The 16,206-nt window shown below is 53.8% G+C and carries 14 protein-coding genes, 3 tRNA genes and 1 pseudogene; 13 read left to right on the top strand and 5 right to left on the bottom strand.

The window, feature by feature from the left end; translation table 11 throughout:
- Positions 1-43 precede the first annotated feature (43 nt).
- The 10 genes and pseudogenes from TEU_RS10245 (at position 44) to TEU_RS10200 (ending at position 9,440) form a co-directional block, all read left to right on the top strand.
- Positions 44-811 carry an ABC transporter permease gene (locus tag TEU_RS10245; protein ID WP_050003691.1) on the top strand — a complete coding sequence of 256 codons (768 nt, stop codon included), beginning with the start codon at positions 44-46 and terminating at the stop codon, positions 809-811.
- A complete protein-coding gene (locus TEU_RS10240; protein WP_050003690.1) occupies positions 808-1,272 on the top strand; it encodes a hypothetical protein in 465 nt (154 codons plus the stop codon). The genes TEU_RS10245 and TEU_RS10240 overlap by 4 nt, the downstream gene beginning before the upstream one ends.
- On the top strand, positions 1,269-2,018 hold the full coding sequence (locus TEU_RS10235; RefSeq protein WP_050003689.1) for an ABC transporter ATP-binding protein: 750 nt from the start codon (positions 1,269-1,271) through the stop codon (positions 2,016-2,018). Before TEU_RS10240 ends, TEU_RS10235 begins: the two co-directional genes overlap by 4 nt.
- A 54-nt stretch (positions 2,019-2,072) precedes the next feature.
- Positions 2,073-3,149, top strand: a complete 1,077-nt coding sequence (locus TEU_RS10230) for an HD domain-containing protein (RefSeq protein WP_050003688.1) — start codon at positions 2,073-2,075, stop codon at positions 3,147-3,149.
- A gap of 98 nt (positions 3,150-3,247) precedes the next feature.
- Entirely contained in the window at positions 3,248-5,446 is a 2,199-nt protein-coding gene (locus TEU_RS10225) for an elongation factor EF-2 (protein ID WP_050003687.1), read from the top strand.
- Between the two features lie 437 nt (positions 5,447-5,883).
- Positions 5,884-6,459: a hypothetical protein gene (locus TEU_RS11745; protein WP_050003686.1), complete on the top strand. Its 576-nt coding sequence runs from the start codon at positions 5,884-5,886 to the stop codon at positions 6,457-6,459.
- Positions 6,425-7,420: pseudogene (locus TEU_RS10215) on the top strand (transglutaminase-like domain-containing protein). Before TEU_RS11745 ends, TEU_RS10215 begins: the two are co-directional and overlap by 35 nt.
- 270 nt (positions 7,421-7,690) lie before the next feature.
- Positions 7,691-8,977, top strand: coding sequence for a translation elongation factor EF-1 subunit alpha (gene tuf / locus TEU_RS10210; protein ID WP_050003684.1), 1,287 nt, complete (start codon positions 7,691-7,693; stop codon positions 8,975-8,977).
- Positions 8,978-9,028: 51 nt separating this feature from the next.
- Positions 9,029-9,337: a 30S ribosomal protein S10 gene (gene rpsJ / locus TEU_RS10205; protein ID WP_050003683.1), complete on the top strand. Its 309-nt coding sequence runs from the start codon at positions 9,029-9,031 to the stop codon at positions 9,335-9,337.
- A gap of 16 nt (positions 9,338-9,353) precedes the next feature.
- Positions 9,354-9,440, top strand: a tRNA-Ser gene (locus TEU_RS10200).
- Between the two features lie 201 nt (positions 9,441-9,641).
- Here TEU_RS10200 and TEU_RS10195 read toward each other — a convergent pair.
- Together TEU_RS10195 and TEU_RS10190 are read right to left on the bottom strand one after the other, a co-directional pair.
- Positions 9,642-10,850, bottom strand: a complete 1,209-nt coding sequence (locus TEU_RS10195) for a DEAD/DEAH box helicase (protein ID WP_050003682.1) — start codon at positions 10,848-10,850, stop codon at positions 9,642-9,644.
- Positions 10,851-10,921: 71 nt separating this feature from the next.
- Positions 10,922-10,999 (bottom strand) — tRNA-Lys (locus TEU_RS10190).
- Positions 11,000-11,138: 139 nt separating this feature from the next.
- Here TEU_RS10190 and TEU_RS10185 point away from each other — a divergent pair.
- Positions 11,139-11,846 carry a DUF835 domain-containing protein gene (locus TEU_RS10185; protein WP_158506644.1) on the top strand — a complete coding sequence of 236 codons (708 nt, stop codon included), beginning with the start codon at positions 11,139-11,141 and terminating at the stop codon, positions 11,844-11,846.
- A 46-nt stretch (positions 11,847-11,892) separates the two neighbouring features.
- Positions 11,893-11,980 (top strand) — tRNA-Leu (locus tag TEU_RS10180).
- Between the two features lie 179 nt (positions 11,981-12,159).
- On the opposite strand, the gene TEU_RS10175 is transcribed toward TEU_RS10180, so the two are convergent.
- Both TEU_RS10175 and TEU_RS10170 read right to left on the bottom strand, forming a co-directional pair.
- Positions 12,160-14,568, bottom strand: a complete 2,409-nt coding sequence (locus tag TEU_RS10175) for a DEAD/DEAH box helicase (RefSeq protein WP_050003680.1) — start codon at positions 14,566-14,568, stop codon at positions 12,160-12,162.
- A gap of 55 nt (positions 14,569-14,623) precedes the next feature.
- Positions 14,624-14,989: a DUF5658 family protein gene (locus TEU_RS10170; protein ID WP_050003679.1), complete on the bottom strand. Its 366-nt coding sequence runs from the start codon at positions 14,987-14,989 to the stop codon at positions 14,624-14,626.
- 116 nt (positions 14,990-15,105) lie between these two features.
- Here TEU_RS10170 and TEU_RS10165 point away from each other — a divergent pair, with 116 nt between their 5' ends.
- Positions 15,106-15,540 (top strand): hypothetical protein, encoded by a 435-nt coding sequence (locus TEU_RS10165; protein ID WP_050003678.1) that lies wholly within the window; start codon positions 15,106-15,108, stop codon positions 15,538-15,540.
- On the opposite strand, the gene TEU_RS10160 is transcribed toward TEU_RS10165, so the two are convergent.
- Positions 15,537-16,205, bottom strand: a complete 669-nt coding sequence (locus TEU_RS10160; RefSeq protein WP_050003677.1) for a segregation and condensation protein A — start codon at positions 16,203-16,205, stop codon at positions 15,537-15,539. The genes TEU_RS10165 and TEU_RS10160 overlap by 4 nt on opposite strands.
- Between the last annotated feature and the right edge of the window lies 1 nt (position 16,206).

The following is a 16,206-nucleotide window of genomic DNA, read 5'->3' as shown; positions in this document are numbered from 1 at the left end:
GAAGTCATTCCCTCGATGTTAGTTACAAAAGGGAGGTGAACGAATGGGCAGGCTTAAAACGCTCTTGAAATGGGAGTTCAACGACGTTATAAAGAACGTTCTCTTTCTGTTTGGATTAGTTCTCGTGGGGATGTCGATGAAAAAGTCAATCATGGACGTGAACTACATACCAGGCTTTGCCTCAGGCACCGAAATAAAGCTTTTTGGGCCCTCCCTGGCACATGGCGTCGCAGGGGAGATACATGGAATGCTTTACCTGAGCGACGTCTGGACTCTAATGGGATTCCTTACCCTACTCCTTGGCGCTTTGTCTTTCCGCTACGACCGGGACAGTGGGGTTGCGCGTTCTATTTACTCGCTTCCGTACTCCAACACCGAAATCTTTGGAGTCAAGTTGCTCTCAATACTCGTCTACAGCGTCCTCATGATTCTTCTCCCCTTTGCATACGTCACGTTAACGAGCTACACCAGCATAGCCGGCTACCTGCCGGAGGTAACCTCGGGATTCATGAGTGATGCTCTCATTATTGTGCTCTTCCTAATATTATACCTCGTCGCCGTCGCAACACTCGTTTCCCTAGCATCTCCAAACGCCTTCCTGGCCTTTATGGTGGGCTTCACCATAGTCTACGCACCAAAAATCCTGGGACTTGAGAGCATTCCCCCGGCACTCTTTACGTACGCCCTTCACAGATGCGGAAGCACGGACTTCACTCCCCTCACGGCCCAATACCTTGGCTGGGGAATCGCAGTTCCGCTACTTCTCCTCGGGGCCGCGCTGGTTCTAATTAGGAGGAGGGATGTAGTATGAGGCGCTTCCTCACAGTGTTGCTCCTTGGCCTGCTTATACTCACAATCGGCTCCATTGGGATTTACCACTCATACGAGAACAAAGTCGGCTCCGTTGGCCCAGTCTTCCTTCAGCCAATAGAGAGGCAGGGAAACGTGACGGACATGATGATGGTTACCATGTACGCCCCAACGAGCTCCCTCGTGGAAGCGTCCTGCAACGGCAACGGGGTCGTGGAGGTGTACGACATCATAACGGGCAAGCTCGTGAACCGGGAGAACATCTATGGGCATCTAACTTATCAGTTCGTCCTACCACGTGAGGGGGACTACCTTGTCCTCAACAACGGAACCGGGAAGTTGACCTGCGCCTTCCGATTCATCAAGAACTACCCGACGAAGGACGTTCAGAACGCAATCTACGGCTTAGGGACCGTTTTTGCACTGCTCCTTGCCCTGGTCATTTGGAGGTGGAGGAAATGATTATCGAGGCGAGGGATTTGAAGAAATACTTCGGGAGCATTCACGCACTTGACGGGGTTACGGTTAGCATTCCGGAGGGAGTAACGCTGATACTCGGCCCCAACGGCGGTGGAAAGAGCACCTTTCTTAAGCTCGCCACTGGAGTTTACAGGCCGACATCTGGAGAGATTAAGGTGTTTGGAGAAAGTCCCTGGAACAACTGGAGGGTTAAAACCCGCTTCGGCGTAGCCTACGACCCACCGGCTTTTCCGCAGTTCACAACGGGACGGGAATGGTTGAACCTCTTTGCGGAGAGCAGGGGATTCGGAGAGGACGAAATTAAGCGCGTGGCGGAGCTCTTTGAGGTGAAGACCTTCATTGATAAGCGCATAAGCGGTTACTCCTCGGGAATGCTGAAGAGACTGAGCCTCGCTCAGGCCTTCATAGGAAAGCCGGAGCTGATATTCTTGGACGAGCCTCTCGCCAATATAGACTTTGACAGCATGGAGAAAGTCATTGAAATCATCGAGGATATGAGGGGGAAAACCAACTTCGTAATCATAAGCCACATCTGGGAGCCTCTGATGCCCATCGTTGACTGGGTCGTGGTGATAGGCAACGGAAAGCTCGTTCTGAGCGGAAAAGCCGAGAATGTTCAAGAAGAGGTCGAGAGGCTGTTCAAGCCGCACATCAGAAGGAAGAGGGGAGGGAGCACAGAGGCCCCCTCACCTTCCGGGCAGGAGGGTCCGCACCCTGCCAACGGTTGAGTTTTGGGCGGTTAGGTTTATTAACTTTTTTCTTACTCCCTCATGGCGGTTAACATGAAGCTCGTCCACGACCCGATACACGGCGGAATAGAGCTCGACGACTTCGCGGTAAAGCTGGTTGACACGCCGGAGTTCCAGAGGCTCAGGAGGATTACCCAGCTCGGCTTAGCTTTCCTCGTTTACCCCTCCGCAAGGCACACCCGCTTTGAGCACTCGCTGGGGACGTTCTACCTGGCAAGGAAGATAACCGAGTACAACCCCGAAATCGAGGAGGGTGCTGTCTACGCGGCCCTTCTCCATGACATAGGACACTACCCGTTCTCGCACACACTTGAGGCGCTTTACCCGCGTCACGAGGAAAACACGAGGCGGGTTCTGAGAGAAGGGGAAATCAGGGACGTCATTGAGGAGCGCTATTCCCTCGGGGAGTTCCTTGGCTTTCTCAAGCATCCCCTCGTGAGCGGTGACATAGACGCCGATAGAATGGACTACCTCGTCCGCGACGCGTACTACACGGGGGTCGCCTACGGCCTGGTTGACCTGGAGAGGCTTATCAGAAACCTGCACTGGGACGGTGAGAGGTTAATCCTGAAGGAAAAGGGCATCATGGCGGGCCAGAACCTCCTTATATCAAGGAGCATGATGTACCCGACGGTTTATCAGCACCACACAGTCAGGATAGCGAGTTCAATGCTCTGCAAGGCCGTTGAGCTCGAAGGGGTTGAGCTTGAGGAGCTCCGGAAAATGGACGAGGTTGACCTCGTCGCGAGGCTGAGGGCCAGCGAGAAAAAAGAGGTCAGAGAGCTCATCAGTGCAATCGAGAACAGGCGGCTTTACAAGCGCGTTCTCTGGAGCGGGAAGAAGCTCGATGAGGAGACAATCAAGGAGTTGAGAAAAGAGCTGGAGAGTGAGTTCGGCCATCTTGCGTTGCTCGACTACCCTGAGAAGCCGAGGTTCGAGGAGAGGAACGCCTTCGTGGAGTTCAACGGGGAAATTAAGCGGCTCAGTGAGGTCTCGCCGGTTGTCAGGGCACTCGTAGAGGCAAAAGAGAGCAACTGGCGCTGGGGAATCTACGCGAGGGAAGATAAAGTTGAAGAGGTCAGAACCTTTGTCTCCAAAAGGCTTAAGTAGTTTTGAATTCCCCGTCCCGTTCCATTTTCCCATCAGGAAAAGCTTTATAACCGAGCCTTTTAAGTTAAGCCGACAAGCTCATCCAAAGGTGGTGCGTTATGGGAAGAAGGGAAGAGATGATTGCGAAGATTAAGGAGCTCATGACCCAGCCCGAGAGGATTAGGAATATGGGTATTGCCGCTCACATTGACCACGGTAAGACCACTCTGAGCGACAACCTGCTCGCCGGAGCGGGAATGATCAGCGAGGAGCTTGCCGGAAAGCAGCTCGTCCTTGACTTCGACGAGCAGGAGCAGGCGAGGGGAATCACCATCAACGCGGCCAACGTTTCGATGGTCCACAACTACGAGGGCCAGGACTACCTCATCAACCTCATCGACACCCCGGGTCACGTTGACTTCGGTGGTGACGTTACCAGGGCCATGCGTGCCATAGACGGTGCCATCATCGTCGTTGACGCCGTCGAGGGCGTCATGCCCCAGACCGAGACCGTCCTCAGGCAGGCCCTTCGCGAGTACGTCAAGCCCGTCCTCTTCATCAACAAGGTTGACCGTCTCATCAAGGAGCTCAAGCTCGGCCCGAACGAGATACTCAACCGCTTCGCCAAGATAATCACCGACGTCAACAGGCTCATCAAGCGCTACGCCCCCGAGGAGTTCAAGAACGAGTGGCTTGTCAAGGTAGAAGACGGTAGCGTCGCCTTCGGAAGCGCTTACTACAACTGGGCCCTCAGCGTCCCGTTCATGAAGAAGACCGGAGTTACCTTCAAGGACATCGTCGAGCTCACCAACGCCGGTGACCTCAAGACCCTCAGGCAGAAGGCCCCGCTCCACGTCGTCGTCCTCGATATGGTCGTCAGGCACCTCCCGAACCCCCTTGAGGCTCAGAAGTACAGGATTCCGCACCTCTGGCAGGGCGACATAAACAGCGACGTCGGCCAGGCCATGCTCAAGTGCGACCCGAAGGGCAAGATGGTCATGGTCGTCACCAAGATAATCCTCGACAAGCACGCCGGTGAGGTCGCCACCGGCCGTGTCTGGAGCGGTACCGTCAAGACAGGCCAGGAGGTTTACCTCATCAACAGCAAGAGGAAGGCCAGGATCCAGCAGGTCGGTATCTACATGGGTCCCGAGAGGATCAACATGGAGGCCGTCCCGGCCGGTAACATCGTCGCCGTCACCGGTCTGAGGGACGCTATGGCCGGTGAGACCGTTTCCGTTGAGCAGATCGAGCCGTTTGAGGCCCTCCACTACGCCAGCGAGCCCGTCGTTACCGTCGCTATCGAGGCCAAGAACGTTAAGGACCTTCCGAAGCTCATCGAGGCCCTTAGACAGCTCGCCAAGGAGGACCCGACCCTCCACGTCAAGATCGACGAGGAGACCGGTCAGCACCTCCTCAGCGGTATGGGTGAGCTCCACCTCGAGGTCAAGCTCTACCGCCTCAAGACCGAGTGGAAGCTCGACGTTGACGTCAGCCCGCCGATCGTTGTCTACCGTGAGAGCGTGACCAAGAAGAGCCCGATCGTTGAGGGCAAGTCACCCAACAAGCACAACAGGTTCTACATCACCGTCGAGCCGATGCCCGACGAGATTTACGAGGCCATTAAGGAGGGCATCATCCCAGAGGGCAGGCCCAAGGACCCGAAGGCGGTCGCCAAGAAGCTCGCCGAGCTCGGCATGGACTACGAGATGGCCAAGGGCATCGTCGACGTCTACAACGGCAACATGTTCTTCGACAACACCAAGGGTATCCAGTACCTCAACGAGGTCATGGATCTGCTCGTCGACGGATTCCACATGGCGATGGACGAGGGACCGCTCGCCAAGGAGCCGGTCATGAAGGTCATCGTCAGGCTCCACGACGCCAAGATCCACGAGGACAACGTCCACCGCGGTCCTGCCCAGATCTACCCGGCCATCAGGACGGCAATCCACTGTGCCATGATGAAGGCCAATCCGGTCCTCTACGAGCCCTACCAGAAGGTCATCATCAACATACCCTACGAGTACATGGGTGCCGTCAGCAGGGAGCTCAACCAGAGGCGCGGTCAGCTCATCGACATGAGGCAGGAAGGCGAGGTCATGATCATCATTGGAGAGGCTCCAGTTGCAGAGATGTTCGGATTCGCTGGAGCCATCCGTGGCGCCACCAGCGGAAAGGCCCTCTGGACCACCGAGCACGCGGGCTTCAAGCGCGTCCCGAACGAGCTTGCCCAGCAGATTATCAGGCAGATTAGGCAGAGGAAGGGCCTCGACCCGAACCCGCCGACCGAGAAGGACGTCTGCCCGCAGCAGTGAGGGCTCTCCGCCCTCTGAACTTTCTATTCTCTCCATCTTGTTCTGGCCCCTGCGGGTATCTATGGACTGTTCTTTTACCGGGTGGTCCCAACCCATTTCTCGTTTCGGGAAACAAAACCCATTGAAATCTGTGTCCAGACGAAACATATTTATGTCCAGCAATAGAAAAAGTCACCATAATTCCTGGGAGGTTGGAACATGCATTCTGAAAAGAATGATTTGCATTATTTTATTACCCGCATTGTTAATCCAGATCTGAACTGGATCATCGTTTCACTGCGCTCTTCTCAGCATGTGGTTCACGGGCGGGATGGGTACACTAGTCTCAGATGGAGTGATCATTCGGTTCTGACAGAATTGCAAGCAGACTCGAGGAGTGGAGGGACAACCTGTGGTACAACTACAGGCGGGACTTTCCTTTGAATGGTAGGGAAATCTTGGATGAGTTTTTCGAAATTCTGGTTGTAGCTGAGGCAAAGCTCTTGGATAATCCCACTAAGAAAGAGGCATTGAAGGGACTCTGGGAACTTGCTGAATCAATGGGAGAGTATCTTGGCTTAGGTGGCTACGTTTTCCAGAAGGCTGAAGAAATCAAAACAAAGGCGGCGAGAATTCGAGAAAGAGATCTTTATCTGAAAGAGAAAGCGGGTGAGACAGGCATTTCACGAAGGTCCAAATCACGGCCCACTTCCCCACATCGCGGAAAAAGGCAAGTGACCTCACTTCCCTACACATCCTCAAGCACACACTTCAGCTCTGGCCATCATAAAAGAAGCTCCACTAGGAGGCACATGGCAGTGGGAATAGCAATCTTGCTACTGATTCTAATGGGGTATTTATACTCACAGGGCGCTTTTGATAATATTAAGCCTGTGTTCTCTGGGGAATCTGAAAATTCGTCCGAAACTAGCACATACACATATTTCTTGGGTTATCCCGATATCCAGACATCTTCAGAAACAACAGAAAGGCCTACTGGTGCTGTTGCACTTAGTGACTGCTCAAACGGTTAACGGTTATTGGAGGTATATCCTTCAGGACGCTCTTAAATGTGCTTTAACTGAAGAAGAACTTTCAAAGGTATCCCACCTTGCAAACCAATTAAGAGGAAAAACCCTTCAGGAGAGTGCTTGGAACGTTCTGGAGTGGCTTGATAGTAACATTGAGTATAATCACTCTAAAGCACTTTTGCCTTCCCCCGTCATCTAGAGGTCAAATGGAAAAATCACAAAAGTTACCGCCGAGCCTGGAGTGGAGATCCAGACTCCTTATGAGACGGTTCCTAGGGGCGCGGGCGTTTGTACTGATTACGCCATTCTGACCACCGCGATTCTACTAGAGATGGGATATTCTCCTGTTTATGTATTCGAGATTGATTTTGAAAACTCGGGTATTGGACACGCGACAGCGGCAGTAAAAATCAACGACGAGTATTTCCTCTTAGATCAGCACCCTCCTGCGATGGACCTGGGGACATATTATGACTATTGGTCAACATACCGGAAAGAGATACTTGGAGAGACACGGTTAATTTCGAATGCTACCATATACGAGATACGGAGAGAAGGTGAAAATGTCCGGGTCACAAAAATTGGGCTCCTGACGGCTGAAGACTTTAAATCCAAAGACTACGATTTTGGTTCTACGGATCTTGCAAGAATCTCCGAGGATTTACGGAGAGCGTTCTTGGAAAACCACCCAAATTTGGTTCTGGATAAAAATATTAAATCCTTGAATACAAGGGCTTACCTGCCCCGGGGATATTCTGATGGCATAACCTGGAGGATGGAGTTTCCACATTTTGCAAACTACTATCATCCGGCATTTTACTACGAATTCGTGAAATACTTCTATAAGAGCCTCACAAGTTCTGCGGGAATTAAAAACGATCTAGGCAGGTTTAATATATTCTGGCTCAAGACTGTGCAGGAAGGAGACTCCATAGAAGTGATACTTAACCTTGCCAAAAAATAGCGAACCGAAAGTTGTGTTTCCCTCTACCAATTTATAGAGCTCCCCTAGCGGTTGTCGCGCACTTGGATAGTTTCTGATGCGCCCAAAAAATGAATTCCAGTCTGAAACTTCATTAGTTAAGTTTTTAAACCCGCTTCGTAAGTTAAGCACAGAACTCATGAGGCCCCCCCGATAAACGGCGGGTTTCCCGCCCGAGGGGGCCGAGGTTCGAAAGATTTAAAAAGCCATCCTAGTCAACGAGACTAGACCAAAATCTGGAGGTGTTTGAAAATGGCTAAGGAGAAGCCGCACGTTAATATAGTCTTTATAGGACACGTCGACCACGGAAAGAGCACCACCATCGGAAGGCTGCTCTTTGACACCGCCAACATACCGGAGAACATCATCAAGAAGTTCGAGGAGATGGGTGAGAAGGGTAAGTCCTTCAAGTTCGCTTGGGTCATGGACAGGCTCAAGGAGGAGCGCGAGAGGGGTATCACCATTGACGTTGCCCACACCAAGTTCGAGACCCCGCACAGGTACATCACCATCATCGACGCTCCGGGTCACAGGGACTTCGTTAAGAACATGATCACCGGTGCCAGCCAGGCCGACGCCGCTGTTCTCGTCGTCGCCGCCACCGACGGTGTCATGCCGCAGACCAAGGAGCACGCCTTCCTTGCCAGGACCCTCGGTATCAACCACATCATAGTCGCCATCAACAAGATGGACATGGTCAACTACGACGAGAAGAAGTTCAAGCAGGTCGCTGAGCAGGTCAAGAAGCTCCTCATGATGCTCGGTTACAAGGACTTCCCGATCATCCCGATCAGCGCCTGGGAGGGCGACAACGTCGTCAAGAAGAGCGACAAGATGCCCTGGTACAACGGCCCGACCCTCATCGAGGCCCTTGACCAGATACCGGAGCCGCCGAAGCCGACCGACAAGCCGCTCCGCATTCCGATCCAGGACGTCTACTCCATTAAGGGTGTTGGTACCGTCCCGGTCGGCCGTGTTGAGACCGGTGTCCTCAAGGTCGGTGATGTCGTCATCTTCGAGCCGGCCAGCACCATCTTCCACAAGCCGATCCAGGGTGAGGTCAAGAGCATCGAGATGCACCACGAGCCGCTCCAGGAAGCCTACCCAGGTGACAACATCGGATTCAACGTCCGTGGCGTTGGTAAGAACGACATAAAGCGCGGTGACGTTGCCGGACACACCAACAACCCGCCGACCGTCGTCAGGCCGAAGGACACCTTCAAGGCCCAGATTATCGTCCTCAACCACCCAACAGCTATCACCGTCGGATACACCCCGGTCCTCCACGCCCACACCACTCAGGTCGCTGTCAGGTTCGAGCAGCTCCTCGCCAAGCTCGACCCGAGGACCGGCAACATCGTCGAGGAGAACCCGCAGTTCATCAAGACCGGTGACTCCGCTATCGTCCTCCTCAGGCCGACCAAGGCCATGGTCATCGAGCCGGTCAAGGAGATCCCGCAGCTCGGTAGATTCGCTATCCGTGACATGGGCCAGACCGTCGCTGCCGGTATGGTCATCTCCATCCAGAAGGCCGAGTGAAGGCCTTCTCTAACCTTTCCTTTACCACTTTAAACGTTAGGAGGGACGGGAATGCAGAAGGCAAGAATTAAGCTTGCGAGTACTAACATCAAGGCCCTCAACGAGGTCACCGACCAGATCAGGCAGATTGCCGAGAGGACCGGCGTCAGGATGAGCGGCCCGATACCGCTCCCGACCAAGAGGATAAGGATCACCACCAGGAAGAGCCCCGATGGAGAAGGAACTGCTACCTTTGACAGGTTCGAGCTCCGCGTTCACAAGAGGCTTGTTGACATCGAGGCCGACGAAAGGGCCATGCGCCAGATCATGCGTATTCGTGTCCCCGAGGACGTCACCATCGAGATTGAGCTGATCTCCTGATTCCTCTCCTTTATGCGCCGGGGTAGCCTAGCCTGGGAAGGCGCGGGCCTGGAGAGTCCGTGGGCGTTTGCCCGCCAGGGTTCAAATCCCTGCCCCGGCGCCAAACTCCTTCTATCGTACTTCTCTCAAAGTTTCTGTTCAAAGTTTCTGTGCAGATTAACTTGTCCTGTCGTTTGTGGTATAAATCGTGGCTATTGACAGGATAAGTTGAGAACAACATTAACAATCTTGGAGCAACATGGTGCTGTTAGGTAGAATACATAGAGGACATAAATGTAGGTGAGTAGAGTTATAGCAAAGGCGCTCAGAAGCGCCTTCTTCTCTGTCTTGGAGCCTGCCTGCCCCACCTGTGCCTGTACTCGTTCTCAAGGTTGTCCCGCCTGAGCATCTCGCGGTATTCCCTTGGGAGTTCCTCACTCAGCTCGGACTTTCTGACGTCAACGCCCGCCTGCTTTGCCAGGTACTTAAGCCTCCTGAGCTCGCCGGGGGCTATGAACGTTATAGCCTTGCCCTTCTTGCCCATTCTTCCTGTTCTGCCGATCCTGTGGATGTACTGCTCGGCGTTCATTGGGATGGAGTAGTTGACAACATGACTTATCTCCGGGACGTCAAGGCCCCTCGCGGCAACGTCCGTCGCGACCAGTATCTTGGTCTTCCTCCGCTTGAAGCGTCCAAAGGTTCTCTCCCTTGAGGGCTGGCTCATGTCCCCGTTTAGGGCCTCGGCCCTGAAGCCGTCCCTCCTGAGCCTCTCCGCCAGCTCCCGTGTTTCGGCCTTCGTCTGGCAGAAGATTATGCCATAGAATTCCCCACTCAGGATTTTCTTGAGTATCCCATAGCGCCTTGCTGGGACGGTCTCTACGAACTCCTGCTCGACCTCGCCAGGGACAAGCTCGTCCCTGCTCACGATGACGACCTCAGGGTTCTTCATGTACTTCTTTGCCAGAAGGAGCACGTCCATCGGCATCGTCGCCGAGAACATCATCACGCGCTTTTCCCTCGGTGTTGCCCTGAAAATTGCCTCTATGTCCTCCTGGAAACCCATGTCCAGCATTCTGTCGGCCTCGTCGAGGACGAAGAAGCGGAGTGAGTCGAGCCTGAGGGTTCCGCGCCTTATGTGGTCGAGCACCCTGCCGGGCGTCCCAACAACTATCTGGGCACTTTCCAGCGCCCTTATCTGGGGCCCTATAGGCTGACCTCCGTAGATGGCGTAGATGTCTATCTTCCGCTTTCCGCGTAGCGAGCGGAGCTCCTCACTCACCTGTATCGCCAGCTCCCTGGTCGGCGTCAGGATAAGCGCCTGGACTTCCTTCTCACTCGCGTCAACCATGTCGAGAATCGGCAGGCCAAAGGCAGCGGTCTTCCCGCTCCCTGTCTTTGATTGACCAATAACATCGCTTTTTCCTTCGAGGATGAGCGGTATAACCTCCCTCTGAACGTCTGTGGGTTCCGAGAAACCCTTCCTCTCAACGGCCTCAATGGATGCCTTCGATAGGCCAAGCTCCTTAAAACTCATTTTTCAAGTCTCCTCAATGTTGAAATCTCAAACGCGCTCCTTCTCAGAACGCGCCGAGGAGAAACGCGTTTTGGCGGGCCGGGGGGGATTCGAACCCCCGACCTGCGGATTAAGAGTCCGCCGCTCTAACCAGGCTAAGCTACCGGCCCACGACCCGAAACCATAGAGGTGAGGTGGGTTTATAAACTTTTCGGTTGACTGCCCGCAAAAGTTATGTAGGTAGTTATACATAATAATTAGTCGGGAGCCCTTATGAATGGGTATCATGCTATAAAACTCACGGCGGAGATGGTTGCATTTGTCACTTTAACTGTTGCTTTCTTAGTCATATACTCGCTAAAGGACACCATCTTGGCTTATGTGGATAAAAAGACGTTCAGACGAGCTTCTCTGGGGGCGCTAATTTTCTGGGCTGGCTACCTTGAGAACGTTCTTAATGATGTCTACTCCACGGAGTTTACCAAAATCTTTGATGACGTCTTGGTAGCCATTGGCATGGCCACGATAATGGTTGCTTCATTTCAAGTACGCAGACAGATTAGAGCAGTGAAGCCCAAAATGATTATGAACGGGCATTCCTCTATAGTGCCTGGGGCTTACGTTACCTACGTGACGTCCCCTTCAAAGCTTCTTTCCCTTCTTGGGGGCAGGCAGATTCTTGCCGTCACCAGGTACCCAAAACCATACGCGGCGCTTGGAGTTCCTTATATCTGGATCAGCAACGTTCCCTCCAAAAACGCTGTGAGGCCCACTGACCTTCCCCTCCTTACCCACAAGCTGGTCTCAAGTGTGGACGAGAACACCTTTGTAATCCTCGACGGTCTGGAGTACCTGATTCTAAACAATGGTTTTGACTCCGTGATGAAATTCCTCACGAGCCTCAAGGATTATGTGAGTTTGAAAAACGCTGGGATAATTGTTGTGGTTGAGCCTAAGACCCTCACCGATAAACAGCTGAACCTTCTCCTGAGGGAGTTCAGTATGTTGCCCTCATAGGAACCGTAAAATTTATAAAGCCTTGTACGCCCCTATATCTGGCAACGCGGGGGTTGCCGAGCCTGGTCAAAGGCGCGGGATTGAGGGTCCCGTCCCGTAGGGGTTCCGGGGTTCAAATCCCCGCCCCCGCACCATTCAAACTTCGCCTGTGCGAAGTTTGATCAAGGTTCGTGATTCTTTTCTGAAGTACTGTTTTGAGAATGTTTGCGCTTTCAAGGGCTCTCGTGGGGTCTCTTCTGAGTGCTGAAATAGGCCTTAGTTTTGAAAAATTAAGTGGTCTCTAAATGAAGGGGGCGAGGATTTCTCTGAGCCTCTATTCGTCCTCGTCCTCAACGTAGGGGGCTGTTATGACCTTCCGTATCTCCCTCGCCTTCTTCTCTCCTATCCCCTCGACTTCTTTCAGCTCCTCCTCGGTCGCTGTGAAAACGCGCTCAACGTTGCCGAAGTGCTTCAAGAGGCGCCTGGCAAGGGTCGCGGAAACGTTCGGCAGGCCCTCGACTATGAGGCGCTGCCTCTCGGCCAGGGTTAGGGCCTTCTTCTCGCTCCTCAGCTTGACTTCCTTCTTCCTCTCCTCCTGCTCGCGCTTTGCCAGGAGGTAGATGAACTGGGCCGTCTCCTCTTTCCCTGAAGAGAAGAGTATCGGGACGCCCCAATCGATGGTCACGGAGGCAATTGCACCGCGAATGGCGTTGGGGTGTACGTTCCTTATTCCGTAGAGCTCGCCCTCGATGATTATTACGGGCTTCTCGTATGCCCTCTTGAGCCTCTCTACCTGTTCAAAGAGCCTGCCGTCTATGATTGACTGGATGAAGTCGTTGGCGCTCTTCCTCTCTATCCCAACGTCCTCGCTCACCACATAATCGGCGACATCTAAAGTCCTGACCTCAATCTCGGCTCCAAGCTCCTTTAGAATCTTGGGGACGCCGCTCCTCATCTCGCGGCTGTCAACGTAGACCACTATGCCCTTCGGCTTCCTGACGAAGATGGGTTTAACCGGGATTTCAGGCCTTTCTTCCGGTTTCTTCTCGGTTTTCTTATCTTCGGCAGAGGTCTGCTCATAGGTCTTTTTGGTGGTCTCTTCTGGCCCCGTTTCGTGTTCATCTTTCTTCGCCTTGCCAACCTTCAGGAACGCATCAAGAGGGGTTATCTTCCCTTTTGAGGGCATCTCAGCACTCTCCCCGGCAGTCTCCCTTATTTTATCATCACTCTTGTGGGCCTTTTCGAGTTCCCCGGCTATGCGCTTTATAGCGTCGAACATGCCCCTTTCCTTCCGCCGGGAGCTCCAGTAGTATGCCTCGTCCCTCGTGCCCTTTGCCATCAGGATTACGACTTTACCCGGCCTGTGCCTGCCAGTCCTGCCTCTCCTCTGTATGCTCCTTATGGCGGAAGGCACAGGTTCATAAAAGACGACGAGGTCAACCTCAGGCACGTCCAGACCCTCTTCCCCGACGCTCGTGGCAACTAAAACGTTGAACTCGCCGCGCGAGAACCCCTCAAGTATCTCCTTCTGCTCCCTCTGGCTCATTCCCCTGTCTTCTCCCCTGCTCGCCTGCCCTATGAACCTCTCCGCGGAGATCCCAAGGGCCCTAAGTTCTTCGACTATCTTCTTTCCGGTGTCGCGGTAGTTTGTGAAAACGATAATCTTTGAGTTGGGCTTTTTCTCAAGCTGTTTCCTTACGAGCTCCTTGAGCTTCTCCATCTTCGGGTGGTCGAGGCCGAGCTCCTTTGCCTGGACGAGGAGGTAAATCACCTTCCTCATGCGCGGGTCTTCCATGAGCTCCTTACCGGACTTCGAGCGGTCTCCCCGGAGCTTCTTGAGGTAGTTCCTAAGCGCCGTTAGGCCCTGCGTTTCGAGGAGCTCTATGGCGTGGTGGAGCTTCATGGCCTTGGCCTGGTGCTTCTTGAGGTAGCCGATTGAGTAGTCCCCCTTGGCCATCGCCTGGTTTATCTTTGAGCCCGCCATCAGGACTTCCCGCTTTGAGATGTCCGAGGAGGCCGAGCTAACGATGCCCGCATCGGCGAGGGGCTTTAGGGAGTCTTTGAGCATCTCGCGCAGGATTTTTCGGACTTCCTTGTATATTTCCGGCAGTTCTACCTTCACCCACTCAAAGGATATCTTCTGGACGTAGGGCTTTACGTCCGGGGAGCTCTCAGTCCTGACCTCGATGTGCTCCACGCCAAGGTTTTCCACTATCTCTCGGATTTTCTCCTCGTCGCTTCCGGGTGATGCAGTCAGACCGAGGACGAGTGGATGCTTTGCCGTCTTGAGGTACTCCTTGGCTATGAAGACGTAGGCGTAGTTCCCCACCGCCCTGTGGGCCTCGTCAACGACGAGCAGAACCACGTCCTCAATGGAAATCCTGCCAGTCAAGATGTCGTTCTCAACCGTCTGGGGTGTCGCCGTGATTACCATGCTCTTTTTCCACAGCTCGGCGCGCTTCTCAGGGGAGAGCTCACCGGTGAGGACGTTGATTTTCTCTGGCGGCAGGTTGAAGAGCCTTCTAAAGCTCTCAGCGTGCTGCATCGCCAGCGGTTTGGTCGGAGCTAAGAAGAGGACTTTTCCCCCGTACTTTGAGAGCCGGTAGTCCGCTATGAGCATCGCGATTAGGGTCTTTCCTAACCCTGTCGGGAGGACAACGAGGCAGTTCCTTTCTTTACAGCGGGCGTAGATGACTTCCTGATAAACGCGTGGCTCGATTAAATCCCTGCGGAGATACGGCATATATGGGTCTTAGGGGGAGGGAATAAAAGCTTTCCTTTTTCTGGGGGCGGTTGCCTTACGGCCACCCTGAGAGCGCTAGAGTCAGGAGGAACTTCGGCGTCGTTGCAACAACGCCTGAGGGGCCGAGGCCGGTGAGCAGGAGGAGGTTGTTGACTGCAGGAATCCCTTTCAAGACAACCATGCCGAGCGCGATTAGTTTAAACACTGGGTTCAGTTTTTCAAGCCTGATGGAGACCTCTACAACGCCCACCCCAAGTGCCGTGAAGAGCGCGTAGCTCCCGAAGAACGCGAGCGGGCTTGACAGCCTTTCCGCAACCAGGGGGTTTGCCTCCTGGAAGCCCGCCCTGACCCCGAACCACGTTGTGAGGGCATCAACCAGTGCGAGGACTACAAAGGCCAGGACGTAATTTCTGCTCCTCATCACCGAGTGCTCGGTTCGGAGGTTTAAATACTTTTTTCAATGGTTCGAACCTGCATATGTAGGTGCATATGTTGCTACACCAAAGGCTTTTTCAGATGCCTGCCGGAGGTGCCACAATGCTCCTGACAAGACACGCGGAGAGCAGGCTCATAAAGAGGCTCACCAAGAGGCGGAGGCTTGAGCGCCTTTATTCTGCGCTCTGGGAGTTCCTCGATCGCTCGCGGAGGATTGATGTAAACGAGCGTGTTGTGATATTCACCGACGGAAGGAAGAGCCTAGTCTGCGCGAGGCTCGACTGTGAAAGGCTTCCGCTGGACGAAATAAAGAAGCGTGTCGAAAACCTTAAGGGAACGTACAGGTGCGTTTTCCCAGAGGGACGGCTTGCGAAAGAGACAGCCCCCACGAAGTTCCTATCTGAGATTCCAGACGGCGAGTACTGCTTCTACATAAACCGAGAGAAGAGGAGCCTTTACATCGGGGGCGAGGAGCCCCTCCTCGCAATAACTTTCAGGCCCGCTAAAAGGTCTGAGAGAGAAAAGGTTGAAAGTTAGTTTGGCTCCTCCCCCACGGGCACGACCAGGATTTCCCCGAAGGGCTCCTCCTGAACCAGATCTACCTTCCCCATGTTGGCAAGGAAAAGGAGGTAGAGAAAAGTCCTCGCTATGACCTTAGGCGTGTTGTCGAACACTAAATCCCAGAACCTTATTGGCTTCCTGGTCTCTGCGTACATCTTCTTCACGATTTCATAGAGCCTGTTGACGTGCTTCTCGATGTCAACGCGGAAGTCCTCGACGACGAAGACTTCCTCCTCAATCTCCTCGCGTTTCTTCTTCCTGGGCTTCCTCCGCTCGGCCTCTTCAAGGGCGTCCATCAGGGCCTCGATGAGGTCGTCGAAGGTGTAGTAGCGCTCAACCCTTCTGAGGGGCGGTGCTAACGGCTCCACCTCAACGCGGATTCTCTCCTCCTCGGAGTCCTCTTCCTCGCCCTCCTCTTCCTCTTGGAGCAGTGCCTCGCTCTTCATCCTCACCAGGATTGATGCCGCCAGGATTGCCCTCGCTGAAACGCGGAGGTCGAGCTCCTTCATTTCCCTGAGCCTCTGAATATACTTTTCGGTCAAATCAACGATGTCTATGTTCCACGGGTCAACGCGCCCCATCTGGACGAGCTGGAGCAGTATGTCAATTGGGGTTATCTCCTCTTCCCGCTTTGACTCCATC

Origin of the sequence: Thermococcus eurythermalis, assembly GCF_000769655.1 — an archaeon.
Classification (GTDB): domain Archaea; phylum Methanobacteriota_B; class Thermococci; order Thermococcales; family Thermococcaceae; genus Thermococcus; species Thermococcus eurythermalis.
The sequence above is the reverse complement of the archived record's forward strand: the minus strand, read 5'-3'. Positions and strand labels throughout refer to the sequence as shown.